This window comes from Paraglaciecola sp. IT1134 (assembly GCF_058068185.1).
The window spans coordinates 1,469,177-1,493,968 of the sequence record NZ_CM176486.1 but is presented as its reverse complement, the minus strand read 5'-3'; the positions used below and the strand labels follow the sequence as shown (position 1 = coordinate 1,493,968).

Annotated in this window: 29 protein-coding genes; 15 read left to right on the top strand and 14 right to left on the bottom strand. The window is 45.5% G+C overall.

The window, feature by feature from the left end; genetic code table 11:
- The first annotated feature begins 37 nt into the window (after nucleotides 1–37).
- A complete protein-coding gene (locus tag AC3RV5_RS06460; RefSeq protein ID WP_489731138.1) occupies nucleotides 38–805 on the top strand; it encodes an outer membrane protein assembly factor BamD in 768 nt (255 codons plus the stop codon).
- Between the two features lie 64 nt (nucleotides 806–869).
- Here AC3RV5_RS06460 and AC3RV5_RS06455 read toward each other — a convergent pair whose 3' ends face one another.
- Genes AC3RV5_RS06455 through AC3RV5_RS06445 form a run of 3 tightly spaced genes read right to left on the bottom strand, consistent with a single transcriptional unit; the run spans nucleotide 870 to nucleotide 2,709 of the window.
- Nucleotides 870–1,532, bottom strand: a complete 663-nt coding sequence (locus AC3RV5_RS06455; RefSeq protein WP_489731137.1) for a ChrR family anti-sigma-E factor — start codon at nucleotides 1,530–1,532, stop codon at nucleotides 870–872.
- The gene (locus AC3RV5_RS06450; protein ID WP_489731136.1) at nucleotides 1,525–2,139 is read right to left on the bottom strand and encodes a sigma-70 family RNA polymerase sigma factor; all 615 of its coding nucleotides are present in this window, start codon (nucleotides 2,137–2,139) and stop codon (nucleotides 1,525–1,527) included. Before AC3RV5_RS06450 ends, AC3RV5_RS06455 begins: the two co-directional genes overlap by 8 nt.
- Before the next feature lie 54 nt (nucleotides 2,140–2,193).
- Complete coding sequence (locus tag AC3RV5_RS06445; protein WP_489732105.1) at nucleotides 2,194–2,709, bottom strand: LON peptidase substrate-binding domain-containing protein; 516 nt, start codon at nucleotides 2,707–2,709, stop codon at nucleotides 2,194–2,196.
- 217 nt (nucleotides 2,710–2,926) lie between these two features.
- Here AC3RV5_RS06445 and AC3RV5_RS06440 point away from each other — a divergent pair, with 217 nt between their 5' ends.
- The 7 genes from AC3RV5_RS06440 to AC3RV5_RS06410 are packed head-to-tail and all read left to right on the top strand — an operon-like array spanning nucleotide 2,927 to nucleotide 8,390.
- Nucleotides 2,927–3,349 (top strand): nuclear transport factor 2 family protein, encoded by a 423-nt coding sequence (locus AC3RV5_RS06440; protein ID WP_489731135.1) that lies wholly within the window; start codon nucleotides 2,927–2,929, stop codon nucleotides 3,347–3,349.
- Nucleotides 3,346–4,077 carry an SDR family NAD(P)-dependent oxidoreductase gene (locus AC3RV5_RS06435; RefSeq protein WP_489731134.1) on the top strand — a complete coding sequence of 244 codons (732 nt, stop codon included), beginning with the start codon at nucleotides 3,346–3,348 and terminating at the stop codon, nucleotides 4,075–4,077. The genes AC3RV5_RS06440 and AC3RV5_RS06435 overlap by 4 nt, the downstream gene beginning before the upstream one ends.
- On the top strand, nucleotides 4,078–5,343 hold the full coding sequence (locus tag AC3RV5_RS06430) for an NAD(P)/FAD-dependent oxidoreductase (RefSeq protein ID WP_489731133.1): 1,266 nt from the start codon (nucleotides 4,078–4,080) through the stop codon (nucleotides 5,341–5,343).
- On the top strand, nucleotides 5,343–6,071 hold the full coding sequence (locus AC3RV5_RS06425) for a DUF1365 domain-containing protein (protein WP_489731132.1): 729 nt from the start codon (nucleotides 5,343–5,345) through the stop codon (nucleotides 6,069–6,071). The genes AC3RV5_RS06430 and AC3RV5_RS06425 overlap by 1 nt, the downstream gene beginning before the upstream one ends.
- A 2-nt stretch (nucleotides 6,072–6,073) precedes the next feature.
- Nucleotides 6,074–7,327 carry a class I SAM-dependent methyltransferase gene (locus tag AC3RV5_RS06420; protein ID WP_489731131.1) on the top strand — a complete coding sequence of 418 codons (1,254 nt, stop codon included), beginning with the start codon at nucleotides 6,074–6,076 and terminating at the stop codon, nucleotides 7,325–7,327.
- A complete protein-coding gene (locus AC3RV5_RS06415; protein WP_489731130.1) occupies nucleotides 7,324–7,839 on the top strand; it encodes a chalcone isomerase family protein in 516 nt (171 codons plus the stop codon). Before AC3RV5_RS06420 ends, AC3RV5_RS06415 begins: the two co-directional genes overlap by 4 nt.
- Nucleotides 7,836–8,390, top strand: a complete 555-nt coding sequence (locus AC3RV5_RS06410; RefSeq protein ID WP_489731129.1) for a DUF3833 domain-containing protein — start codon at nucleotides 7,836–7,838, stop codon at nucleotides 8,388–8,390. The genes AC3RV5_RS06415 and AC3RV5_RS06410 overlap by 4 nt, the downstream gene beginning before the upstream one ends.
- Before the next feature lie 60 nt (nucleotides 8,391–8,450).
- On the opposite strand, the gene AC3RV5_RS06405 is transcribed toward AC3RV5_RS06410, so the two are convergent.
- Nucleotides 8,451–9,374 carry a flagellar motor protein MotB gene (locus AC3RV5_RS06405; protein ID WP_489731128.1) on the bottom strand — a complete coding sequence of 308 codons (924 nt, stop codon included), beginning with the start codon at nucleotides 9,372–9,374 and terminating at the stop codon, nucleotides 8,451–8,453.
- A gap of 3 nt (nucleotides 9,375–9,377) precedes the next feature.
- Nucleotides 9,378–10,142, bottom strand: coding sequence for a flagellar motor protein PomA (pomA, locus tag AC3RV5_RS06400; RefSeq protein WP_489731127.1), 765 nt, complete (start codon nucleotides 10,140–10,142; stop codon nucleotides 9,378–9,380).
- A gap of 410 nt (nucleotides 10,143–10,552) precedes the next feature.
- On the opposite strand from pomA, the gene xseB reads away from it, so the two are divergent.
- The 3 genes from xseB to dxs are packed head-to-tail and all read left to right on the top strand — an operon-like array spanning nucleotide 10,553 to nucleotide 13,597.
- Nucleotides 10,553–10,804 carry an exodeoxyribonuclease VII small subunit gene (xseB, locus tag AC3RV5_RS06395; RefSeq protein ID WP_489731126.1) on the top strand — a complete coding sequence of 84 codons (252 nt, stop codon included), beginning with the start codon at nucleotides 10,553–10,555 and terminating at the stop codon, nucleotides 10,802–10,804.
- A complete protein-coding gene (ispA, locus tag AC3RV5_RS06390) occupies nucleotides 10,804–11,694 on the top strand; it encodes a (2E,6E)-farnesyl diphosphate synthase (RefSeq protein ID WP_489731125.1) in 891 nt (296 codons plus the stop codon). Before xseB ends, ispA begins: the two co-directional genes overlap by 1 nt.
- 46 nt (nucleotides 11,695–11,740) lie before the next feature.
- Nucleotides 11,741–13,597, top strand: a complete 1,857-nt coding sequence (gene dxs / locus AC3RV5_RS06385) for a 1-deoxy-D-xylulose-5-phosphate synthase (protein WP_489731124.1) — start codon at nucleotides 11,741–11,743, stop codon at nucleotides 13,595–13,597.
- 75 nt (nucleotides 13,598–13,672) lie between these two features.
- On the opposite strand, the gene AC3RV5_RS06380 is transcribed toward dxs, so the two are convergent.
- Complete coding sequence (locus AC3RV5_RS06380; protein ID WP_489728476.1) at nucleotides 13,673–14,797, bottom strand: ISAs1 family transposase; 1,125 nt, start codon at nucleotides 14,795–14,797, stop codon at nucleotides 13,673–13,675.
- A gap of 165 nt (nucleotides 14,798–14,962) precedes the next feature.
- Here AC3RV5_RS06380 and AC3RV5_RS06375 point away from each other — a divergent pair, with 165 nt between their 5' ends.
- A complete protein-coding gene (locus AC3RV5_RS06375) occupies nucleotides 14,963–15,334 on the top strand; it encodes a VOC family protein (RefSeq protein ID WP_489731123.1) in 372 nt (123 codons plus the stop codon).
- Between the two features lie 114 nt (nucleotides 15,335–15,448).
- Here the strand turns inward: AC3RV5_RS06375 and AC3RV5_RS06370 are convergent, their stop codons facing one another.
- The 8 genes from AC3RV5_RS06370 to nrdR form a co-directional block, all read right to left on the bottom strand.
- On the bottom strand, nucleotides 15,449–15,937 hold the full coding sequence (locus tag AC3RV5_RS06370) for a phosphatidylglycerophosphatase A family protein (RefSeq protein ID WP_489731122.1): 489 nt from the start codon (nucleotides 15,935–15,937) through the stop codon (nucleotides 15,449–15,451).
- Nucleotides 15,934–16,935: a thiamine-phosphate kinase gene (gene thiL / locus AC3RV5_RS06365; RefSeq protein WP_489731121.1), complete on the bottom strand. Its 1,002-nt coding sequence runs from the start codon at nucleotides 16,933–16,935 to the stop codon at nucleotides 15,934–15,936. The genes AC3RV5_RS06370 and thiL overlap by 4 nt, the downstream gene beginning before the upstream one ends.
- 70 nt (nucleotides 16,936–17,005) lie before the next feature.
- Complete coding sequence (gene nusB / locus AC3RV5_RS06360; protein ID WP_489731120.1) at nucleotides 17,006–17,428, bottom strand: transcription antitermination factor NusB; 423 nt, start codon at nucleotides 17,426–17,428, stop codon at nucleotides 17,006–17,008.
- Nucleotides 17,429–17,917, bottom strand: coding sequence for a 6,7-dimethyl-8-ribityllumazine synthase (ribH, locus tag AC3RV5_RS06355; RefSeq protein ID WP_489731119.1), 489 nt, complete (start codon nucleotides 17,915–17,917; stop codon nucleotides 17,429–17,431).
- Between the two features lie 85 nt (nucleotides 17,918–18,002).
- Nucleotides 18,003–19,103: a bifunctional 3,4-dihydroxy-2-butanone-4-phosphate synthase/GTP cyclohydrolase II gene (gene ribBA, locus AC3RV5_RS06350; protein WP_489731118.1), complete on the bottom strand. Its 1,101-nt coding sequence runs from the start codon at nucleotides 19,101–19,103 to the stop codon at nucleotides 18,003–18,005.
- An 89-nt stretch (nucleotides 19,104–19,192) separates the two neighbouring features.
- Nucleotides 19,193–19,861, bottom strand: a complete 669-nt coding sequence (locus AC3RV5_RS06345; RefSeq protein WP_489731117.1) for a riboflavin synthase — start codon at nucleotides 19,859–19,861, stop codon at nucleotides 19,193–19,195.
- Between the two features lie 44 nt (nucleotides 19,862–19,905).
- On the bottom strand, nucleotides 19,906–21,063 hold the full coding sequence (ribD, locus tag AC3RV5_RS06340; RefSeq protein WP_489731116.1) for a bifunctional diaminohydroxyphosphoribosylaminopyrimidine deaminase/5-amino-6-(5-phosphoribosylamino)uracil reductase RibD: 1,158 nt from the start codon (nucleotides 21,061–21,063) through the stop codon (nucleotides 19,906–19,908).
- Nucleotides 21,064–21,153: 90 nt separating this feature from the next.
- Nucleotides 21,154–21,603: a transcriptional regulator NrdR gene (gene nrdR, locus AC3RV5_RS06335; protein WP_489731115.1), complete on the bottom strand. Its 450-nt coding sequence runs from the start codon at nucleotides 21,601–21,603 to the stop codon at nucleotides 21,154–21,156.
- A gap of 173 nt (nucleotides 21,604–21,776) precedes the next feature.
- Between nrdR and AC3RV5_RS06330 the strand changes: the two genes are divergently transcribed.
- The 3 genes from AC3RV5_RS06330 (at nucleotide 21,777) to AC3RV5_RS06320 (ending at nucleotide 24,682) form a co-directional block, all read left to right on the top strand.
- A complete protein-coding gene (locus AC3RV5_RS06330) occupies nucleotides 21,777–22,373 on the top strand; it encodes a FlgO family outer membrane protein (protein WP_489731114.1) in 597 nt (198 codons plus the stop codon).
- Between the two features lie 9 nt (nucleotides 22,374–22,382).
- Complete coding sequence (locus tag AC3RV5_RS06325; protein ID WP_489731113.1) at nucleotides 22,383–23,168, top strand: FlgO family outer membrane protein; 786 nt, start codon at nucleotides 22,383–22,385, stop codon at nucleotides 23,166–23,168.
- 212 nt (nucleotides 23,169–23,380) lie between these two features.
- Nucleotides 23,381–24,682 (top strand): IS4 family transposase, encoded by a 1,302-nt coding sequence (locus AC3RV5_RS06320; RefSeq protein ID WP_489731112.1) that lies wholly within the window; start codon nucleotides 23,381–23,383, stop codon nucleotides 24,680–24,682.
- Nucleotides 24,683–24,792 lie beyond the last annotated feature (110 nt).

Sequence of the window (24,792 nt, the reverse complement as noted above, 5' to 3'; positions counted from 1 at the left end):
TGTTTCGCACGCATAAATAACAGCAAATAAGAGCAATATGATTAGAAAATTATCGTTATCCAAAGTTTTTCTCGCAGCAGCAATCATCACAATTAGTGCATGTTCCTCATCCCCGGATGAAGACGAATTAGTGGCCAGCAATCGTAGCGCTCAATCCCTCTATGACGATGCAAAACAAAAAATGGAGATTGGGAATTTCAACGCAGCGACGGCAACCCTAAGTGCCTTAGATTCCCGCTATCCGTTTGGCCCTTTGTCTCACCAAGTGCAGCTTGATTTAATTTACAGCTATTACAAGTCAGGCAAAGCCGATGAGGCTATATCGACCATCGACAGGTTCACTCGCCTCAACCCAAACCATGCAGACGTTGATTATGCACTCTACATGCGCGGGTTAACCAATATGGAGTCAGACACTAATTTATTTCAAGAATTGGTCGGCATCGACCGTTCGGATCGCGATCCCAGTAAATCTCGGGAAGCCTTTGAAGATTTCCGCCGCTTAATTGAAAAATACCCAGAGAGTAAATACGCAGCCGATGCACAGAAACGTATGTTGCATATTAAGAATCGCCTAGCCAAATATGAAATTGCCATCGCGCGTTTTTATATGCGCCGTGAGGCCTATGTTGCAGCCGCCAATAGAGGACGTTATGTGATTGAATATTATCCGGACACGGGTCATGTGCAAGAGGCGCTGGAAATAATGGTTGAGTGTTACAGTCAACTAAAATTGGATGAACTGAAAGATAACGTCATGAAAACATTAAAGTTAAATTATCCCGATAGCAGCTTTATTAGCTAAAATCGCTCGCCCCGGGCATAAAAAACGCGCAAATTGCGCGTTTTTTTATGACTGTTTATTATTGTTATTTAAAAAATAAGTGGCTAAAGGGATTAAGTAAGCGGGCAATACCCGAGGTGAAATGCAGCGGTTTATCCAGGATAGCAAAGACTAAACAACCATCATCTGAATTAGAATAGGGCATATGTGTATTTTGACTATCCATGCGCGTCAAATCTCCCACAGCATAATCTGCCAATCCATCACTGAACTTGCCGTCAATTACCAAGGTAAATTCAGTACCGCGGTGGGTATGTTCGGGTACCCGCCCGCCTTTTTCCATGTAAATAAAAGTAGCTTGGCCTATCCCCCCAATATCGACGGGAGCTTGCCAAAGTTTACCTAGTAAACGGGACCAATTGCCGGTTTTTTGGGTATAGCGGTGAAGTGCCCGTGGCAGCTGAAAAAAACGTCCATCCAGCTCCAGTACACCTGCCGGCGCTACAATCTGGTTAGGCTCAGCCAAGGGAGTTTGGGTAATGTCTAACATCATATTGGCAAAATCATCACTTAACGTTGCCGGTACTGAAAACACCTCTTTTGCCAGCTCTTCCTCAGCTTGCATACAAAGACTTTGGCAGCGCGGACACATATCAATATGCGCCGAAAGTATTAATGCCACATTGGCGGCACAATTTCCAGCAGCAAAGTCTGTTATTTGCCCCGCATCAGGGTGGAAGTTAATCATTATCTTTCAATATCTCTTTTAAACGCTGCAAAGCCAATCTAATGCGGGATTTTATGGTTCCAAGGGGAACTGACATCTGGTCAGCCACTTCTTGTTGGGATTTGCCTTGAATATAGATAGCTTCAATCACTACACGCTGTTTGTGGGGTAATTTCTCAAACAGGTGACTTAATTGTTGCAACATAATTTGGTCGTCTAAGGCTATATCATTAGGATTGGAAGTTTGTTCGCACAGCACAGGCCATAAATCATCGGCGCAAATATCCTCTTTACGATTACGCTGTTTGCGTAACATATCAAAACGAATGTTGCGGGCTATGGTAAAAATCCAGGTAGAAGGGGCACCCTTTTCTGGGTCAAACAAGTGGGACTTTTGCCACACATTTGACATAGTATCTTGCACCAGCTCCATGGCTAATGCTTCGTTACCCATTTGTTTTAAAGCGAATGAGCGCAAACGCGGGGCAAAATAATTAAACACCACTGAAAAAGCCCGCTTACTACGCTGGGATCCAATTAGCGCTAAACACGCTGACATTTCGTCTGCACATTCCTTGGGCGCAACCTGGCTTGTGTATTTAGCTTGCAAAGGTATTCCGACGAGCATCACTGTCACCATCTGTTGGGATGTTAACTGATACTGATAATTAAACGTAAAGGATCATTCTATTAAGTGTGTCAGAAATTTCAACGCTTGCCCATAGTCCAGTTGATCAATAAAGGTCTGCTTCTGCTGAGCAGACACAGGTATAAGCTCCAACCACCGATAGATAACCCATATAGGGTCATAAAATTTAGGCTGATGATACAAATCTCGCAACTCCGAATACTTGGCAAAAATATCCTGCAGGTTGGTAACCAATGGACCGATATCTGGTTGCAAATCTGTTGTTTCCCAGGTATCCAGCCACTGGCAATCTCCGGTGCGCAAGCCGTCCTGTTTAGTCTGGATCTTATTGATCCTGAAGCATCTTTGACCTTCCACCGTGATACCCAACAAACCATCATGCAGCAAGTCAAAATCGATGACCTTGACATAGGTAGCAATGGGGTAAATGTGTTTATTTAGATGTTCATTACCCTGGGGGTTTAACATACAAATGCCAAAACCTTGTCCAGAGGCACAAGCCTCTTTTACCATCGTCAGGTAACGGGGTTCAAATATCCTAAGCAACATCTTGCCTTCAGGCAGGATATGCGCCGACAGTGGAAACAGTGGAGTACTAAAAGGCGTGTAGTTCAAATCAACTTTACTCTTGCTCAGGATATTCTCTTTACGTGTGCCCAACAATTTAGATCGAAATCATTTTACGCAGTAAAGATTGATCTTAAATTATCTTCCACAGGTACTAAAAGTTGGGATATAAATTATCAAAACTGAAAAAGATCTAAACATGACTGTGATAAAAGATTTTGTTGAATTTTATCAACATCTGGATAAAGACTCCGTTAAACAGCTATCCAAGCTATATCACGACGATATAACGTTGATCGATCCGGTGTCCACTTATAGGGGGTTACCGGCATTGAAACAGTATTTTGCCAGTCTGTTAAGCAATACTGGCTCATGTGGTTTTATTATTGACGATATTAGCCAAGTTGACGATAGGCTTTTTGTTAGTTGGCAAATGAACTTCTCCCACCCAAAACTAAATGCTGGCAGTCCCCTACTGGTGCAAGGTATGAGCCGTATCCTGGTAAAAAACAACAAGATAGTTTACCAGCATGATTATTACGATCTGGGTAGTATGGTTTACGAACACCTGCCCTTAATAGGTTGGGTGGTGCGCTATCTAAAAAGGAAACTTGCTGGATGAAACATATACTGGTCACCGGTGCGACCTCAGGCATAGGGGAATGTTTGGTTAAACGTGCATCCGCAGACGGCTTTAGGGTGACGGCTTGTGGCCGCAACCCGCAAAAATTAGTCCAACTTGATAGGTTAAAAAACGTCAACACCCTGGCTTTCGATGTCAGTGATGAACAGCAATGCCGGAAGAGCCTCGAAAATCAAGCGGCGGACATCTATGTATTAAATGCCGGCATATGTGAATACGTGCAGGTAGAACAATTTGAAACACAGATGTTTGAACGCGTATTTGCCGCTAATTTTTTTGGCGTAGTTAACTGTTTTGCTGCCATATTACCTAATCTACGGGCAGGTAATCAGGTGCTGATTGTTGATAGCATGGCCAGATTGTTACCCTTTACCAAAAGCCAAGCCTATGGCGCGAGCAAAGCGGCCCTGCATTATTTTTGTAAAACGATGGAGGTCGATTTAGCCTCCCAAGGAATTATTGTGCAAAGCGTCTCTCCTGGTTTTGTTAATACGCCTCTTACCGCCAAAAACGATTTTTCCATGCCCATGAAAATCAGTGTCGAACGAGCGGTAGATGGGCTAATGACCGGCATAAACAGAAAAACCACGAGTATTTATTTTCCGACTTTTTTTAGCATAATCTTGCGTACACTCACGCGAATGCCTAGTTCATTGCAGGTGGCGCTGTGTAAAAAAATGAAAACAAAACAACAGGATAAACACTAAATGGGCAAACGAATTGCCATCATTGGTAGCGGCATATCAGGCTTGACCTGCGCTTATTTACTGCATAAAAATCACGACATAACCTTGTATGAAGCCAGTGATTACATAGGTGGTCACACCGCAACCAAGGACGTTGAAGTTGACGGCAAGGCCTACTCAATCGACACTGGCTTCATTGTATTTAATGATTGGACCTATCCAAATTTCATCAAATTGATGGATCAATTACAGGTTAAATCACAACCCACAGAAATGAGTTTCAGTGTGAAAAATGTGGCGGAAGATTTGGAATACAACGGTAATACACTGAACAGTCTGTTTGCTCAAAGGCGTAACATTTTCCGGCCTAAGTTTATACGTATGGTTCGAGATATCGTGCGTTTCAACAAGTTATGCAAGGCTGAATCAACCCAGCAAAGGGATCACGGACAGCAAAGCCTATACGAGTTTATTCACGAGCATAAGTTCAGCAACACCTTTACCTATAACTATATTTTGCCAATGTGCGCCGCAATTTGGTCTACCAGCTTGGCTAATATCAAAACATTCCCGTTCGGGTTTTTCCTGAAATTTTTTAACAATCACGGCTTGCTTAACATTACCAACCGCCCCCAGTGGTACACGTTAATCGGGGGCTCAAGCCAATATATAATACCTCTCATTCAAGATTTTAAACACAATATCCGCCTTAATAGCCCCGTCAGCTCGGTGGCTAAACGTGAAGACAAATACGCGGTATTTGTGCAGCACACTAAATCCGAATTGTTTGATGAGGTGATATTTGCTTGCCACAGCGATCAAGCGCTGGGCATATTAACTAACCCTACTGGGGATCACACAGCCATCTTAGGATCAATTAAATATGCACCGAATGACGTGGTGTTACATACGGACAGCAGCATATTGCCCAAGCGCCAACTTGCCTGGGCTAGCTGGAATTATTTGATTAAGGGTGTCAGTAACGAAGACCAAGAGCCTGCAGTACTCACTTATAATATGAATATTCTGCAGTGCCTAAAAGCGGATAAGACTTTCTGTGTGACCTTAAATAATAGTGAAAATATTAACCCGCAAAAAATTCTCGGTCGTTATGATTATGCCCATCCCCAATTTGATCAAGGGGCTATCAACGCTCAGGCCAGACGCTTTGAAATATCCGGAGTAGACGGGTTACATTTCTGTGGCGCCTATTGGTACAACGGTTTTCACGAAGACGGGGTACGCAGTGCATTAGATGTATGCCAGCACTTCGGGGAAGAGCTCTAATGCAAAGCGCTATCTATCAAGGCAGCGTGTTTCACGCTCGCCATTATCCCAAAAAACATGCCTTTAGCTACGATATTTTTCTATTATGGCTGCAACTGGACGAGATCCCGGCTCTGGAGCAGAACGTCAGATTTTTCTCCGGGTCAGGCTGGGCCCCTTTGCAATTTAGACGTACGGATTATCTGGGTGATCCTAACACGTCACTGAAACAAGCCGTATTAGCGAAAATGTCACAGCTGGCAGGTGAACCCTTAACCGGCGATGTCTACCTATTGGGTCAGGTTCGAACCTTTGGTCTGTATTTTAGCCCGGTAAATTTTTACTATTTGCGCCAACCAGACGGCCGCTATAGCCATACTCTGGCAGAAGTCAGCAATACTCCCTGGGATCAGCGCCATTGTTATCTTATCGATTTAGCGCAACAGCAAGATTCAGCAAAAGCATTTCACGTCTCCCCTTTTAATCCAATGGACATGCAGTATAAGTGGAATATTGCGCAGCCAAATGAACGTCTTAATCTGTCATTGAAATGTATTAAAAAAATTACCCATCTCGACACCCGGTTAGATTTAAAACGCAGGGAAATGAACTCAAAATCTGTTTTCAACGTATTGTTAAAAATCCCCAGTATGGCCCTAAAAACTATTTTCGGCATTTACTGGCAGGCAACCAAATTATTTATTAAGCGTGTGCCATTTTATGCTCACCAAACACAAGGTAAGAAGTAGATATGACAAACGGCGAACAAATACTCCAAGTTGCAGATCAACTATCTTGGCAGGATAAAATCAGTCGGCAGATAATGTTAAAAGTATTTGCCAGCTTGCCTCAAGGTGAGATGGTGATTAAAGAGAATGGCGTATTGGTCGACATTTTTGGCCAAAAAGGCGCTGAATTACATGCAGAAATCAATTTTCTGGATTTACGAGTCTACCGGCGTTTATTATTTGGTGGCAGTGTTGCCTCGGGAGAAACCTATAGTGAAGGTCTGTGGACAACCCCTAACTTGACCAATGTGATCCGTATTTTCGCCCGAAACCTGCCTATGCTAGACCGTTGGGAGGCGAAGATGGAATGGCTTGCCCTGCCCCTGCGTAAAATTGCTCATATGGCGAAACGCAACTCAGCCACTCAAGCAAAAAAGAATATCGCCGACCATTATGATTTGGGCAATAAACTATATTCCCGCTTTTTAGATGACAGCATGATGTATTCCGCCGCCATATATCCCCACCCAACCACATCTTTACAGCAGGCTCAACAAACCAAAATGAAGGCGATTTGTGACAAGTTACAGCTCAATTCAACTGACCATCTACTTGAAATCGGCACGGGTTGGGGTGGTCTGGCGGTATTTGCGGCCAAACATTACGGCTGTAAAGTCACAACTACTACCATTTCACAGGAGCAGTACCAATATGCCATTGACTGGGTGGCGCGAGAAAATTTGCAGCACCAGATCACCTTACTTAAACAAGATTACCGTTTACTTGAAGGCAAATACGACAAACTGGTATCCGTAGAAATGATTGAAGCTGTAGGCAAGGAATATTTACCCACCTTTTTTGCGCAATGTTCGGGGTTGTTAAAACCGCAAGGTTTAATGGTGCTGCAAGCCATCACCATCAGCGATCATCGATTACATAGTTACAGCAAGAGTGTGGATTTCATTCAGAAACATATTTTCCCCGGTGGTTTTTTACCCTCTCAGCTACTGATCAATCAACATCTCAAACAACATACCGACATGATGATCCGGGATTTACATGACATTGGCCTGGATTACGCGCGAACGTTACAAGATTGGCATAGGCAATTTTTAGCCAACCATGAGCTACTGGCCAAAGATGGTTATGACCAACGCTTCATCAACATGTGGCGTTATTACTTAAGTTATTGTGAGGGAGGTTTTTTGGAACGTACTATCAGCACAGTGCAACTGGTGCTCAGTAAACCGGCGTTTAGCGCCTCAGTGTCTCGATGAGCCGTAACTATGTACCCGCAGCAGTGTTACTGGGGGTAGTTCTGGCTTGGAGTAGTATTTCTTTAGCCGAGCCTTTGGCCAAGATGCAAAAAGTCGGACAAGCCAAGCTTCAAATATGGTTTTGGGATATATACCAGTCCAGCCTATACAGCCTAGATGGGCAATACATCGAACAGCAACTGCCCTTGGGGCTGAAAATTCATTACCTACGGGATATCAAGGCAAACGAGTTGCTGCATAAAACCGCAGATGAATGGCAAAAGTTGGGATTGAAATCCGCCCAAACTCAGACATGGCTCGATCGTTTAGAACTTATTTGGCCAGATTTACAAAAAGGAGATGAATTGCTAGTGATTGTTGACCAAGATTCCAGCAGTACCTTTTTCTATAATCAAAGGTTATTGGATAATATCCAGGATCCAGAATTCGGTCCAAGTTTTCTGCGGATATGGTTGGATAAAAACAGCAGTTTTCCAAAATTGCGCCAACAACTTATTGGAGAAGTGAAGTGAATTTATATACTGCAGCGACGCTGATAACCTCAACATTAGTGCTAACAAGTTGTAGTACTTCCTTGGATGAGTATCAAAATAGCAAACCGGAATTTTCCCTTAAAGAATATTTCAACGGTGATATCTCGGCCTGGGGTGTGGTGCAGGATTATTCACGCAAACTTACCAAGCGTTTTTGTGTCGATATTACTGGCAGTTGGAATGGCAACAAAGGTCAGTTAAACGAACAATTTTATTTCAATGATGGTAGCCAGCAGACCCGCGTCTGGCAGCTTGAAGTCAAACCTGATGGCACGGTGGCAGGTACCGCTGGAGATATTGTAGGGGTCGCTCAAGGCGCCGCTTCAGGCTCTGCATTTCACTGGACCTACACCCTAACCGTGCCGATTGATGGCAGTGAATACGATTTTGCCATTGATGACTGGATGTATCAGCTTGACGCCGTGCGCATGATGAACCGTTCTTACATGCAGAAATTTGGCGTAACGGTGGCGGAGTTCTCAATATTTTTCGATAAAACCCCACCCCTTCGCCGCTGTCAGCAGCACTGAACGTAATACCTGAGGGGATACACAATTTATTGGTGCTAATCTAGCGCCGCAAATTGTCATCTACTCAAGGACAGAAATAGGTTCTGAAATTTTGGCTTTACCCTGATTAATGGATATCTCGACTCTGCGGTTACGACCTCTGGCGGTAGCATCATCATCGCCCAGTAATGGCGCAGTGTCAGCCTTACCCACCACCGACATTCTGCTCTCGTCAAACCCGGGGGCCTTGCGTAGCTCTTCTGCCACCGCCACTGCGCGCTGAGCAGACAGATCCCAGTTGGAGCGATATAGCTCATTAGAGATTTGCTGACTATCACTGTGCCCGGATATTTCTATGTCTCCAGGCATATCAGCTAACAAAGTGCCAATTTTACGTAAAATGGGTTTAAATTGCGGCTGTAAAAAAGCCGAACCCGCAGCAAATGAGCCGTTTTCACGGATGCGGATGGTAATTTGTTGCCCCAGGGCCTCCATCTCTATGGCACCATCGAGGATTTCTTTTTCCAGTTTCTGGGCCACTTTTTTGAGTTTTTCATTCATTTCTTCTTGGCTAGCTTTGTCGTTAGACGTCGATTGTTCACTGGCGGTTTGTTGTGCTGCCCCCCCTCTTTGTTCCCCGCGCTGTTTTTGCCTGCCACCGGCGGAATCTTCATTACCAGCTTGAAATTCGAGCATTTGTTGGGTCATCTCGATCGTTTGCTGTTGGATTGTTTCAATGGGGGTCGGTTCCGGTCTCCCTGGACGAAATTCCATAGCGATCACACTGGTACCTTTAGGAATATCTTTAACTTCAATTTTGTTTTGTACCCCAAATGCAAATTTCATCGAGCCTGATATTTGTTTGAATTTAAGCACATCCATTTCTGAAAATGATAACAACAATACAAAAAAGCACATCAGCAGTGACATCAAATCGGCGAAGGTGCCCATCCAAGCCGGGAGCCCTGCTGGGGGACATTTAGGACACTCTTGCGCTGCGGCCATAAGTTAACCTTCTTCCTCAGTGCCGCCACGTTTGCCGGAAGCCAGATAACTTTTCAAAATTCCCTCAATTACCCGGGGGTTTTGGCCATCAGCAATGCCAATGATGCCATCGAGAATAAGGCTTTGATTGAGTTTTTCTTGCACGGCGCGGTTACCGAGTTTTTCGGCAATAGGCAAACACACAATATTGGCCAGTACCGCACCATATAAGGTCGTTAACAGGGCCACCGCCATCGCCGGGCCAATGGATTTAGGATCATCCATATTAGATAACATTGCCACCAAACCAATCAGAGTACCTATCATGCCCATCGCCGGAGCCACATCCCCCATGCCTTTAAAAATACTCGCACCAAACTCGTGGCGCTCAGTGGTCATATGAATATCTTTGGCCAAGGTTTCGCGCACTACCTCTACATCATGACCATCCACCAACATATCGACCCCTTTTTGCATAAAAGGGTTTTCAATTTCAGCTTCTTCAAGGGCTAAAAAACCGCCTTTACGGGCGGCGTCGGCCATTTCAACAATTTTTTCAATTTGTGATTCAGGCGAATCAGTTTTAAACATAAATGCTTTGCCAGCAATTTTACCCGCGCCAAAAAACTGTCCCAAGGTGAATTGTGACAACACCACAAACAAGGTGCCACAAAATACAATCAGAATGGAAGGTACATTGAAAAACATACCAAGATCACCGCCTAGCACCATGGCCATGACTACAAAACCCATGGCACCAATAATGCCTATAATGGTTGCTAAATCCACACTGTACTCCTAACAAATAGCGTATTACGCGTTATGCCATATCTAATACCCGACATGGAATATACGACATGCGATGTGCGACATACGATGCCCGACATGCGATGCCCGACATGCGATGCCCGACATCAACAGTCATAGATTCTACGATAACCCAAATGGAGCAGGCTCATGTATGCGGTGGTTTATACACTATAAAAACCTTGGCTCACTATTTTATCGACAAAGTAGAACTTTTCTGTAGGAGAGTTCAACAAATTATAATTGCTATTGGTTGAGAATAAGTCAAGACTGACTGTGCCTAGCAAGTAGCTTAACACAGCAGTAACTTGAAAAGTGTTTGACCGACATTTCCCCCTCAGGTAAGGTGCGCTCAACTCTCAGTAGAGCAAATTACAACGAAACTGAAACCAATGACCAGCCGCAAAAAAACTGAAAATTTAAGCTTCGAGCAATCTATGCAGGAGTTAGAAACCATAGTCAATCAGATGGAGCAAGGCGAGCTTAGCCTGGAAGATGCCCTGCAAAGCTTCGAACGTGGTATAACACTGGCTCGCCACAGTCAGCAAAAACTCAAACAAGCCGAACAAAAAGTGCAAATACTGATGGAGCAGAATGGCCAAACATCGCTTCTCGATTTTGACACTTCAGTCGCCCCCGAGTAATGACCTTCAAACACATACAACAGCAAAGCCATCAACGTATTGATGGATTGTTAAAAGCCCAAATATCTTCACTGCCTGAACATGCCAGCACGCTTAAGCAGGCCATGCAGTATGCCTTGCTGATGGGCGGCAAACGCATGCGCCCTTTTCTGGTTTATGCCGTGGGAGACATGTTAAGCGTAATACCAGCGGATCTCGATCCCCCCGCCCTGGCGCTTGAAGCCATCCATGCTTACTCTTTGGTACATGATGATCTACCAGCCATGGATGACGATAATTTGCGCCGAGGTCATCCCACCTGCCATATTCAATTTGACGAAGCTAACGCTATTTTGGCCGGAGATGCGCTGCAGACCCTGGCTTTTGAAGTTTTAGCCAATTTCCCGCTCACCCCAGGCAACGAAAAAAAGCGCATCAGTCTTATTCGTATACTAAGCAACGCGGCTGGTTATCACGGCATGTGCGGTGGACAAGCCATGGATTTGGCCGCCACCAATAAACGCATTGACCAGGATGAATTGGAAAGTTTACATAACAAAAAAACCGGCGCTTTGATCGTTGCCGCGGTGCAAATGGCGGCGGAGCTGGCCACCAATCTAGCCCCAAATCACAAAGCATCATTGCTCAGCTATGCACGGGCTATCGGCCTTGCCTTTCAAGTACAAGACGATATATTGGATGTGATTGGCGAATCGGATGTGTTGGGTAAACCCCAAGGATCGGATCAACAGCAAAACAAAAGCACATACCCTGCTATGCTAGGTATAGACGGCGCAACCCAGTATCTGCATGAACTGCATCAACAAGCACTTCAAGCTTTGGCCGCTTTGCCCTACAATACTGATGTTTTGCAGTCCTTTGCCGACTTCATCATTATTCGCAATCACTAAAAGTGATCGATAAACCCAAATTCAAATAATAGTAGATACACAACTCATGACTCTGGATCTAGCCCATTACCCTCTTTTGGCCTTGGCCAATACTCCCGCCCAACTCAGGGAGTTGCCTCAAGACAAGTTGAAGAAACTGGCATCCGAGTTACGTCAATATTTACTCACCTGTGTCAGCCAAAGTAGCGGGCATTTCGCTTCAGGCCTGGGCACTGTCGAGCTGACCGTCGCCTTACATTATGTGTATAACACCCCGTTTGACCGACTAATTTGGGACGTGGGTCATCAAGCCTATCCTCATAAGATATTAACCGGCAGACGTGAGCTTATGCCCACTATCCGCCAAAAGGGTGGCCTGCATCCATTTCCTTGGCCAGGAGAAAGTGAATACGACACCTTTGCCGTAGGGCATTCTTCAACCTCCATCAGTGCTGCTTTGGGTATGGCCGTGGCCGCCGACAAGGAAGCCTTGGGGCGTAAAGTCGTGGCGGTGATTGGAGATGGCGCGATGACCGCAGGCATGGCTTTTGAGGCGTTAAATCACGGCGGTGATATAGATAAAGACATCTTGGTTATCCTCAATGACAACGAGATGTCTATCTCCGAAAATGTTGGCGCATTAAATAGCCATTTAGCCCGTCTGTTAACGGGCAATTTTTTCAATTCAATTCGCGACGGCGGCAAAAAACTACTCAGCTCCGTGCCCCCCATCAAGGAGTTTGCCAGCCGCGCCGAAGAGCATCTCAAGGGTATGGTGGTACCTGGCACCATTTTCGAAGAATTAGGTTTTAACTATATAGGCCCAATTGACGGCCACGATGTCAGCGCCATGGTGGATACGCTCAAAAATATGCGTAATATCAAAGGCGCACAAATTCTGCACGTGGTAACCAAAAAAGGCAAAGGCTATGAGTTAGCCGAAAAAGACCCGATTAAATTTCATGCTGTGCCCAAATTTAATCCCGCAGCTCAAGGGTTGCCCAAAGCGGCGCCGAGTAACCCAACTTTTTCCAAAATATTTGGTGACTGGTTGTGTGATATGGCCGCGGTCGATCCCAAATTGATGGCGGTTACCCCGGCCATGCGTGAAGGCTCAGGCATGGTTGAGTTTTCGCAGGCTTACCCCAAACAATATTTTGATGTGGCCATTGCCGAACAACATGCGGTGACCTTTGCCGCCGGACTGGCCAAAGAAGGGCTAAACCCGGTGGTGGCGATCTATTCCACGTTTTTACAACGGGCCTATGATCAGCTTATCCACGATGTGGCTTTGCAGAATTTACCCATATTGTTTGCCATTGACCGGGCAGGATTAGTCGGTGCCGATGGCCCAACTCATCAAGGGGCATTTGATATTCCCTTTTTACGCTGCATTCCCAACATGGTGATCATGGCCCCGGCAGATGAAGATGAATGTCGCAAAATGCTTTTTACCGGCCACAAATTGAATAAACCTGCAGCGGTACGTTATCCACGAGGGGCCGGCACAGGTATTGTTCCACAAACCACCATGCAAGCTATTGAAATAGGTAAGAGTCGGGAAATTCGCCAGGGTCAAAAAGTCGCCATACTCAACTTTGGGGCACTTTTACCCCACGCCCAGGCAGCGGCAGAAAAAATAAATGCCACAGTCATCGACATGCGATTTGTCAAACCCCTGGACAACGCCGCCATAAAAAAAGCGGCCGCTGACCATGAGCTGCTCGTCACACTTGAAGATGGCGCCATTATGGGCGGGGCTGGCAGTGCAGTAGGTGAACAACTGTTAACATCATCTTATACTTGCCGACTATTGCGTATTGGTTTGCCCGATGAATTTATCATGCAAGGCACACAACAGGAAATGTATGCTGAGCTAGGCATGGACACCGATGGTATCCTGGCTCAGATTAAAGCCTTGTAGGATTAACTCCCCCTTACAACAGCCTGCCTATAAATTGTCCCTTCGGTGCTCCCCCCACTGACCAGGGCAATCGCATTAAAATATTTGTAGCAGTTTCAGCAAGTAATCATTATCCCAACCTGCCATTTGCCGCTTAATTTTAATACCTACCTTATTATCCTTATCTGACGTTAATAAATTCAAAGATATGTGGCGTAATATTGCCATGTTTTGATCTGCATATCCTTGACGAATTCGACAATGATCCTCGTCAAATGCCATATCTAATCTCCAGTGAAGATTATTCTCTACCCCCCAATGAGCACGTACATAGTGAGCAAATTTCTCTGCATCGTTATGCTTAACGCTACTAATAAAGTATCGCGTTTCTTCTGACCATTCGTTCGCAAGAAACCTTCTTGATTTAACGCTAACAATACTGGCAAGGTGTGGGTGAGTATGATGCTCAGTAAGCCAGTCAATTCGGTTGCAGGAAGTCACTGTTCTTTCTTCAATACGGCCATGCCCTGAATCAATACTCTTATAAGTATTTAACATGCCCTCATAACTTTTAGGGGTATTTTCAAAGAATAAAATCACATCATCATGTAGGGTGCTTTGATTTCCTTTCAGTGCGGTTAAATAATCAGCGCCTTTACTCACGATCAGTTCAGCCGATTTCTTTTGTGTGTTTAATGCATCGGTTGTGATGATACTGCCTGTGATGTCTAAGTTTTTGAGTAGGGAAGGTAAGGCGGTTATTTCATTCGATTTTTCATCAACTTTCACTTGTCCAAGTGCCAGCTGATTATCATGTGACCATGCGCTAACCATATAAATAGCTGATTTATTAGATGACTTATCATGAGAGCGTCGAAGGCATTTACCGTCAATAGCGATCACATCCCCCGTGACATTTTTTACTATCTCTTTGATCCAGCTAGAAAAACAGGTTTGAAATTGCTCAGGATCAATTAAGGAAAAAATACGCCCCAAAGTATCATGAGACGGAATACCATTTTCTAGGGATAAATATTGTTCAAACCACGTGCGTTTAATGTTGGCAAATTTTTCAATGGCAACCCAGCCATCACAGCCACAGATAACGGCACATAGGGTAATAAAAAAGATATCATCTAATTTATGTAATTGTTTTCTTAGAAGACGAGGATCTTCGATGTCTTTGAAATGTTCGATAAGTGTGGGCTTGTATTTGGTCATATTACGTCGCGTAAAGCGAAGTAATAGATCAAATTAGGGGATCTGTGTCAAGCCATTTTTAATGCGATTGCCCTACCCCACTGACACCGAAGACTGGCAAACTTGAAAAATCTCATCCCAAGGGCTAAACCTTATCTTTATCCCCCACTAAGCAGGAGCAATCTTATGCAAGAAAATCCTATTGGTTGGTTTGAAATTTATGTTCAGGACATGTCTCGAGCCAAAAAATTTTATGAAACCGTGCTGGAAACCCAGTTAGAAAAGTTAACCGCCGCTGAAATTGAAATGTGGGCGTTCAAGTCAGACATGACCCAGTATGGAGCCGGAGGTGCATTGGTTAAAATGGACGGTATGTCCTCTGGCGGCAACAGTATTTTAGTGTATTTTGGCTGCCCGGATTGCGCAGTTGAAGCGGCAAGAGTCAACGAGGCAGGTGGCACAGTGCAGCGGGAAAAAATGTCTATCGGCGATTACGGATTTATTGCCCTGGCCACAGATACCGAAGGCAATATGTTTGGCCTGCATTCATTGCAATAGCCGGCCCCATGCCCTAGTGAGCGACGTATACCCAAAATCATTGGAATTACATGGCGGCGCCAAATGAGTGTAGCCACCAAACAGTCAGTTTCAAAGATTAAGGGTATAGGCGTGTTACAACCAGCCTATATATAACACCAGGTGTACACACAACATGGCAAAAACGCCGGCGAGCACATCGTCAGCCATAATGCCAAAGCCCCCATGTACCTGTTTATCCAGATAACTAATCGGCCAGGGTTTGAAAATATCAAACACACGAAATACCACAAAACCCAACACCAGGGTTTGCCAGCTTAACGGCACGGCATACATAGTGATCATCATGCCAACCACTTCATCCCAGACGATAGACGGCTCGTCGTGTACCTGCATATCGTCGGCGGTTTTACCACAGATCCAGATACCAGCTACACTGGCCAATAACGTCAATAAGGCATAAGTTGTCAGCGAACTGTAGGTACATAACAGTGCGACTAACGGAATGCTGGCCAACGTACCGAAGGTGCCCGGCATTTTTTTAGCTAAACCGCTGCCAAAACCCAAGGCCAGAAAATGCACGGGATTAGCCAGTGATACCCGCTTACGAATATCGGCGTTCATTGGCCGCGCTTGGCGCTAGGCATGTCAGAGCTTGGCTGAAAATGCTCGAATCCTGCATCAATAAAATCGTAGGGTTCATTATGCAAACGCAAATCAACTTTGCCGGTCATGCCATTGAGCTGGCCAATACACGTCACTGGCACATTGCTGCAGGCCAAAACCCGATCTACGCTGTTTTTCTGCTCTTCACTGACAGTAAAGAGTAATTCGTAGTCATCTCCCCCACTCAATGCATAACGGTAGGCATCATGAATATCCACACTTTGCACCATTGCCTCAGATAGGGGTAATTTATCCAGCTGCAAAGTCGCCCCGCAGTGAGAAGCCTGTAAAATATGTTTGAGATCGGCCACTAAGCCGTCTGAGATGTCGATGCACGAACTGGCGACCCGGCGTAAACTGGTACCGGCAAATACCCTTGGGGTGGGGTAATACAAGCGCTTTAATAAAAAACCGCTATGTTCAGGATTGGGTAATTCTAGTTTGTTTTGCAACAAATCTAACCCTAGCCCAGCATCACCCAAGGTGCCTGTCACATACACGAAGTCGCCAGGTTGGGCACCAGAGCGGGTTAATGCCTGATCCGCCGCCACAAAACCTTGTGCAGTGATAGTAATAGCCAATGGCCCCTGCACAGTATCGCCGCCGATAAGCTGGATAGAGTAATATTCTGTCGATTCTTTAAGGCCACGGGAAAACTCTTCCAACCAGACTTGATCGATAGTCGGTAGCGTCAACGACAGGCTGATCCAGGCGGGCTCTGCTCCCATAGCCGCCAAATCGCTAAGATTAACCGCTATGGCTTTTTGCGCTATCGCCCGGGGTGGGGCATCCGCGAAAAAATGCACGCCACTAACAAGGGTATCTGTGGTCGTTGCTAATGCCTGCCCTGGCGGAATGTGAGTAATGGCGCAATCATCACCAATACCTATCAATACATCCTTGCGCTTAAAACTTACCGTTTTAAAGAAGGTTTCTATTAAGGAAAACTCTTTCACTTTATTTTTTAATACTCAAAAAAATTATTACTAAAACACCAACTTTAAAGCCAGTAAGGATAAACGTCTTTTATGACAACTCGTGCTTACGTAAGGTTTTAATAGCTTTGTCCAAAACCCCATTAACAAACTTATGGCTTTCTTCAGCACCAAAGGATTTGGCCAATTCAATGGCTTCATTGATGACCACTTTAAATGGTACGTCTAAACGTTCTACCAGTTCATAGGTTGCCAAACGTAAAATGGCTTTTTCGACCGGGTCGAGTTCTTCGGGCAAACGCCCAAGATAAGGTTTTATCTTAATATCGAGTTCAGCACTATTACGCACCACCGCGCGCAATATCTCGAGGAAATAGTCGCTATCGACTTTCTGCATATTGTTGCTGGTAACTATGCTTAACTCGATTTGTTCCACGGGGTTTTTCGACATTTGCCAGGAATAAATGGCTTGAACCGCTAGCTCTCTGGCTTTGCGTCTGGCTGATGGTTTCACCTAGTTCTTCCCTTCAATTTGCTCGGCGATATTGGCCATAACATTTACCATTTCTAATGCCCCCAAAGCCGCTTCAGCGCCTTTGTTGCCTGCTTTGGTACCTGAGCGCTCAATCGCTTGCTCAATACTGTCGGTAGTGATCACACCAAAAGAAACCGGAATACCGTACTCGAGGGAGACCTGGGCTAGACCTTTATTACACTCACCGGCGACAAATTCAAAATGCGGCGTACCACCACGAATAACCGCACCCAATGCAATGATCGCATCGAAAGTGCCTTTTTCCGCCAGTTTTTTAGCCGCTATAGGCAATTCATATGCACCGGGTACGCGTACCAGAGTGATATCTTGGGTATTGACTTCACCATGGCGCTCAAGTGTATCAAGGGCACCATCCACTAGGCTTTCAACCACAAAACTGTTGAAACGCGACACAACCAAAGCAAACTTTTTACCGGTGGCGCGAATGTTACCTTCAATGATATTCATGCTTAACAAGCCTTAACTAGAAAAAATGGCGCGTATCATAGCACAAGCGCCTTGTAGGTTAATCAGATTTTTGTTTTTTTAAACCCTAGGGCTCAACATATTCCACCACTTCCAAACCATAACCTGACAAGGCATGGTATTTTTTGGGTTTGCTGAGCAAACGCATTTGTTTGACCCCTAAACTGGCTAAAATCTGACTGCCCACACCTACTGTGCGAGAAGTGCCTACCCAATCGGCGGCGGTGGGTTGTTCACCCTTATCTTGAGCCTGAAATTGTTTCACTTGGGTCAATAAATCTTCGTCTTTACCAAGCAATACCAACACCCCGCCGTCACTGGCGATGCGTTTAAGCGCCTGGGGTAAACTCATACTGCGTTCGATGGAACGTTCAGAACCGAGTAAATCACTCAGGGTATTGTGCAGATGCACTCGTACCAGAGTTGGCACACCTTCTTTCACTTCGCCTTTACACAATGCAAAGTGCACTTGATTGTCGATGGAGTCTTTAAAGGTGGTTAACTCAAACTCGCCATACTCCGTGGGTAACTTACATTTGGCCACTTGTTCGATGGTCGTTTCATTCAAGTTACGGTATTCGATCAAATCGGCAATGGTGCCGATCTTAAGACCATGTTTTTTGGCAAAGGTTTGCAGTTCAGGACCCCGGGCCATGGTGCCGTCTTCATTAAGGATCTCGACGATCACCGAAGCGGGCTCACACCCAGCCAATCGCGGTAAATCGACACCAGCCTCGGTGTGCCCAGCCCGGTTTAACACCCCACCTTCTTTGGCGATAAGGGGGAATATATGCCCAGGTTGCACGATGTCAGTGGCTTTGGCATCAACCGCTACAGCGGCCAGTATAGTCTGGGCTCGATCTGCCGCTGAAATACCTGTTGTTACCCCTACTGCCGCTTCAATCGATACTGTGAAATTAGTTGAGAACTGGGCACCGTTGTTATCCACCATCAAAGGTAAATTTAAACGTTTACAACGCTCAGCCGTCATGGGTAAACACACCAGTCCCCGGGCATGGGTCACCATAAAGTTGATAGCCTGGGGCGTAACATGCTGTGCCGCCATGATCAGATCACCTTCATTTTCCCGATCTTCGTCATCCATCAAAATGACCATTTTTCCAAGGCGAATGTCTTCAATAATTTCTGCTGTAGTATTCATTGGCATAGTTTTATAATTCTTTGTAGGGTTAAGCAGTTCTCTGCATAAATGATTTTATGTGGCACACACCACGGTGTTATTCAGCTCATTGAGCCTCAACGTAAATAGCCATTTTCAGCTAGAAACGCCATGCTAATATCTGATTTTTGTTGTTGTCCTGACCCAGCCGCTTTATCACCCAGCATTAAACGCTCCAGATAACGGGCAACCACATCCACTTCCAGGTTGACTTTCGTGCCCATTTTATAGCCGCCGATTATGGTTTCTTCTAAGCTGTGAGGTATGAGGGTAATTAAAAACTTGGCGCCATCAATCCCATTTACGGTCAGGCTGACACCATCGACAGTGATCGAGCCTTTTTCGGCTAAATAACGGGCCAACTCATCGGGCGCTTGCAGCCAAATTTCCACGTAACGGCCCACCGGTTTAATGGATATTACCTGGCCAACACCATCCACATGACCGCTAACAATATGCCCGCCAAAGCGCGAGGTTGGCAACATGGCTTTTTCGAGGTTCACTTTGCTGCCGGCTTTATAGTCGGCAAAACCGCTACGTTTGATAGTTTCGTGTGATACATCCGCGCTAAAGCCACTAGCATTCATATCAACCACCGTTAAACATACTCCGTTATTGGCAATACTATCACCCAGTGCCACATCGGACATATCCAGTTTATTGACACTCACCCGAAGGCGAATGTCATCGCCGCTGGGGGTTAATGACTGGATATGGCCAACATCTTCAATAATTCCGGTAAACATAATGCCTTCTTATCTTATGTATGATTGATACATGGCGGCCATATTTAGCCCGCCACTGCCGAGTGCGGTTGTGTCTCGACACTAAATTTGGGGTAAGCCGTGAGTTTAAGATCACAGCCTACTTGTCGAATATCTTGCCATTGTAAGTCAAAAGCTTGCTGCATTTGGGTTAATTCGTCCACTGCAAACAAATCCCGTCCTTTGTCACCTAATAGTTTGGGCGCTTGATACAAGATCAATTCATCGATGAGTTTATGCTGTAATAAGGCACCGGCAAGTTTAGCCCCCGCTTCCACCCAAATATGATTAAAACCAAGCTGCCCCAGGTGCTGCATCACGTTGTGCAGGTCAAGCTGAGCCCCGTTTGATTGAGCCTGATATTGGCTTACGTGTGCAGGAAACGCTGCGTTATTGGGCTGGCTATTAATCATTAAAATAGGCGACGACAAACTAAATAAATGTAAATCAGGATGGATTTGATTGCGCCCGTCGAGCAATACCCGCACCGGTTGACGCAAGGCCTCTGGTGCTAATTGTTCAGGGGTCAGTCCAAGCTCACTGTAACGCACGTTTAGCGATGGGTTATCGGCCAATATCGTACCAGAGCCAGACAAAATCGCACAGCTTTTGGCGCGGTGACGCTGCACATCCTGACGGGCAAGTGGCCCGGTGATCCATTGGCTTTGGCCGTTATTGAGCGCGGTTTTGCCATCCAAACTAGCGGCCAGTTTAACCGTCACCCAAGGCTGGCCAGTTAGCATACGTTTTGTAAAACCACGATTGAGCTCTATGGCGGCTTGTTCAAGTAAGCCGTTGCTTACCCTAATGCCTGCATTAGCCAGTTTTTTAAGGCCGTTGCCCGCCACCAGCGGATTTGGGTCGACCATAGCGGCAATAACCTTGCTAACCCCTGCGGATATAAGGGCATCTGCACAAGGGGGAGTGCGGCCATGGTGACTGCAAGGCTCTAAGGTCACATAAGCTGTGGCCCCTTTGGCTTTAGTGCCCGCCTGTTGCAAAGCATGCACTTCGGCGTGGCCGCTGCCGGCTTTTTGATGCCAGCCCTGGCCGACAATATTATCTTGTACGTCAGTGATGACGCAGCCCACATTGGGGTTAGGCGAAGTAGTATATTGGCCCTTTTCAGCTAAGCGAATGGCTAACGCCATCATTTTTGCGTCATGGGCGGTAAATTGGCTCACTGTGCACCTCTGGTGAAAGCTCTGGTGAAAGCTCTGGTGAAAGCTTTGGTGAAAGAATGATTAATGCTAAGGCTGGCCATCAAGCGCAAGTTAATCACCCAAACGCGCAATCTCTTCACCAAACTCGCGAATATCTTCGAAGGAACGATACACCGAAGCGAAACGCACATAGGCTACTTTATCCAGTTCTTTTAAGGCATCCATGATCAGGTTGCCCAAAAACTCACTGCTGATCTCACGTTCACCAGTGGCCCGCAAGGCCGATTTCAAACGACTGATACATTGCTCGACCTGCTCGGTGCTGACGGGGCGTTTTTCCAGAGCGCGCTGCAAACCGGCTCTAAGCTTGTCTTCGTTAAAGGGCTCACGTGAGCCATCTCGTTTTACCACGCGCGGCATGACTAATTCAGCCATTTCAAAGGTGGTAAAGCGCTCCTTACACACAGTACATTCCCGGCGGCGCCTAACCTGGTGACCATCAGCCACCAGGCGCGAGTCAATAACCTTGGTTTCTTGTACTGAACAGAAGGGACAAAACATAGCGATTACTCTTCAATCAGATAATTAGTGGCCCACAGTATGCCGATACGGCAATTAAAAAGCCACTTTAGCAAGGTGTGGGCCTTATATTCGCTCCATGTGCCTTAATGGCACAGAAATCGCTTAATCTATGCAACAGAGATTTAGAAATATCAATTTCAGGGCGATGGCACGTGAAAATATTTAGCGTAATAATAAGCGGGGTTGTAGTTTCACTACTGAGTGCCTGTGCTGTTTCTCCCATTCGGAGTACAGCAAATGAACAACCGCTGGCAGGCAATGCCGAACAAGGCATTCATCATTATGTAGAACAATTAGCCAAACAATTGTTCTACACCGCAAAACCCATACAGTTAGAACAATCAGTGGCGGTAGGCACATTTTTGCCCACTGAACGCATTGATGGCAAAAACATGCCTGCAGCAAATCTATTAGGGCAACAAATTCAGGAGAGTTTTGTCACGCTTGCTACTCAAGCCGGACTCAACGTGATTGAATTTAAGACGGCAACCGCGATTAAAATGCAACAAAATCAAGATCTAATGTTATCCAGACAGATCAGTGAGATAACCCCTTATGTTCAGGCAGATTACTATTTGACCGGAACCTATACCGTACAACAGAAAAATATCGCTATAAACGCCCGACTAATCGAAACTAGCAGCCAAAAAGTCATCGCCGCAGCAACAGACGTTATCCCCAGTAATGTAATGTGGCATCAAGGCAAAGTGATGATGAATGATAAAAATATTTACCGTACGGCATATTAGGAGTTAAACATGCAATCCATCTTACTAATAACGATAAGCACTTGCCTACTCGGTGGCTGTTCAATACTAGCTACCACAGCACCACAAAATAATGCGGACAACAGCGGATTAGCTAGCTTTTCATACGTACCTGATTATCAAAACGACAATGGACTTGACTCCCCTTCATCCTCGGCGGTAGATGCCAGTGTCAATTTCCACAATCAGGTACAGGCAAGATTGTTTAATAATCAGGTTGCACAAGCTCAACAGCAGTTAGTTAAGCAAACGGATGAACCCCAGGTTAACAGCAAAAACATTAACTATTATGTCCGTGGTTTAATGCAAGACCTTGTGGGCAATCTGCAATATGTTAACAATACCACCCCGGTAGCGGTCACCAGTTTTGTGATGCTCGACAGTGATTACAACCAAACAAACTTGTTAGGCAATCAAATATCAGAAAGTCTGATGCACGAAGTGCATAAATTAGGTATTCCGGTTATTGATTATAAAACCACCGATTATATTAGGGTGACCCCAAGAGGAGATTTCGCATTCAGTAAGGATTATGAAGATTTAACGGGTTATTCTCCCATCCGTTATGTGGTTGGCGGCACCTTGTTAAAATACAATGACGGTTATTTGGTTAATGCCCGCATAGTAGGCATTGAATCTAAAGCGGTAGTGGCATCTGCGCAGAGTTTTATTCCCGATGGGGTGGTTAATGCAATCATGCTAAGTACCACAGGCGCTGCCCCATTAGAGGTTAAGCCCGTCACACGCACACCACTGATATCTATTGTACAAGGTTAGTAACAAAAAGATTAAAACCGCGTCAAAATATCGACTGCAATAATTAAACTTAGCGAAACGCCCCGTTCGAATTCCAGGTAACGATTGTGTTAATTTAATCGTTAGTCTTGAGTCATAGGTAGGATCTTAAGAGATAAGATATTGAAATAAAGGCTTTAGATGGCGCTCAAGGCATGATCAAATAATTTCGCGAAAAAAACTGAGTACACAACATGAGCGCCACCGCCATTATAACCGACTTGAGCCAACAGCTAACAGCGATTTTTAACCCTTCTTTTCTTCAGACCCATGCTCGCCAGTGCGGGTTGATAAAACGTTGCCGCCAACTTCAGGGGCATCATCAGGTACAAGCGTTTATTCAGACCCTGGGCACGCGCAGTGAATTCAATCTGGCGGATATTCATCGCACCTTTTGTCAGGTCAGCCAGCGTGAGATGCAGTACAAGCCTTTTCACAATCAACTTAAAAAAAGAGAAATGGTCGATTTCTTCAAACAGCTGGTACAACAAGTACTTGCGCACTGGTTTAGCCAGCATTGTGCGACGTTGCCTGCGCATTATCCGTTTAAACGGATTGAACTGCATGATGGCAGCTCGTTGAGCTTACATCCTAAGTTGGCCTCACAATTCCCTGGACGCTTCACTCAAACCCATCCTGCTGCGGTTGAATTACATATGACCATGGATTTGCTCCAGGGCGGGATTAACTACCTCGAGATTGTGCCGGATAAAGAAAGTGAGCGTCTTTACCAGCTTATCCCGGAAGAGCTTGAAGGCACACTGGCTTTAGAGGATGCAGGGTATTTTGATATTGACTATTGCCATCAAATTGACCAGGCAGGCGGCTATTATATTATTCGTACCAACAATACTATCAACCCCTCTATCGTTGAGGCGTTTAATGCAGAGGGTAAAGCCCTCAAAAAAGCGGCGGGTAAACGGCTGTCATCTTTGACGCCATGTAAACAAGGACTGCTGGATATCACCGTGCAATGGCCGCGACGGCCCGGCACCTATCGCTTAGTGTCTTTTTGGGATAAACGCAAATCCCGCCGAGGCTACATCATCACCAACTTGTCCAGAGACATATTCAACGCCGAACAGGTGCTGTCACTTTATAGCCTACGTTGGCAAATTGAATTGCTGTTTAAAGAATTCAAATCCTACAATGGTTTGCGAACAGTGAATACCCAACAACCTGAACGGGTTCACACGCTGATTTGGGCCAGTGTATTAAATGCCTTACTCAAACGTTTTATGACCTATGGAATAATGGGGATGACGCATGTGTGTTTATCTACCCAGAAAGTGGCGCGCTGCGCTCCGGACTGGTTGCCCCGCCTGCTATACGGTTTGCTTAACTCGGCTGGTCGCCTGGAAACAACATTGCATGAAATAGCGAGAGACTTACTCATCACGGCCAAACGCGCGAATATGAAGCGCGATAAGGTCACCGCGCTGTTCAAGTTTGGTTGCCACCCTGCGTTCACAAAAGCGGATTTGGCTAATTTATGAGCTTAAGTACCTACCTAGGAGTCTTGAGTAAGAAGATTCTGTTGACATTGTTACGACAAACGTCAGCACCAGGGGAGACCAGAGCTATGAATGTAATACTAAAAAAACAC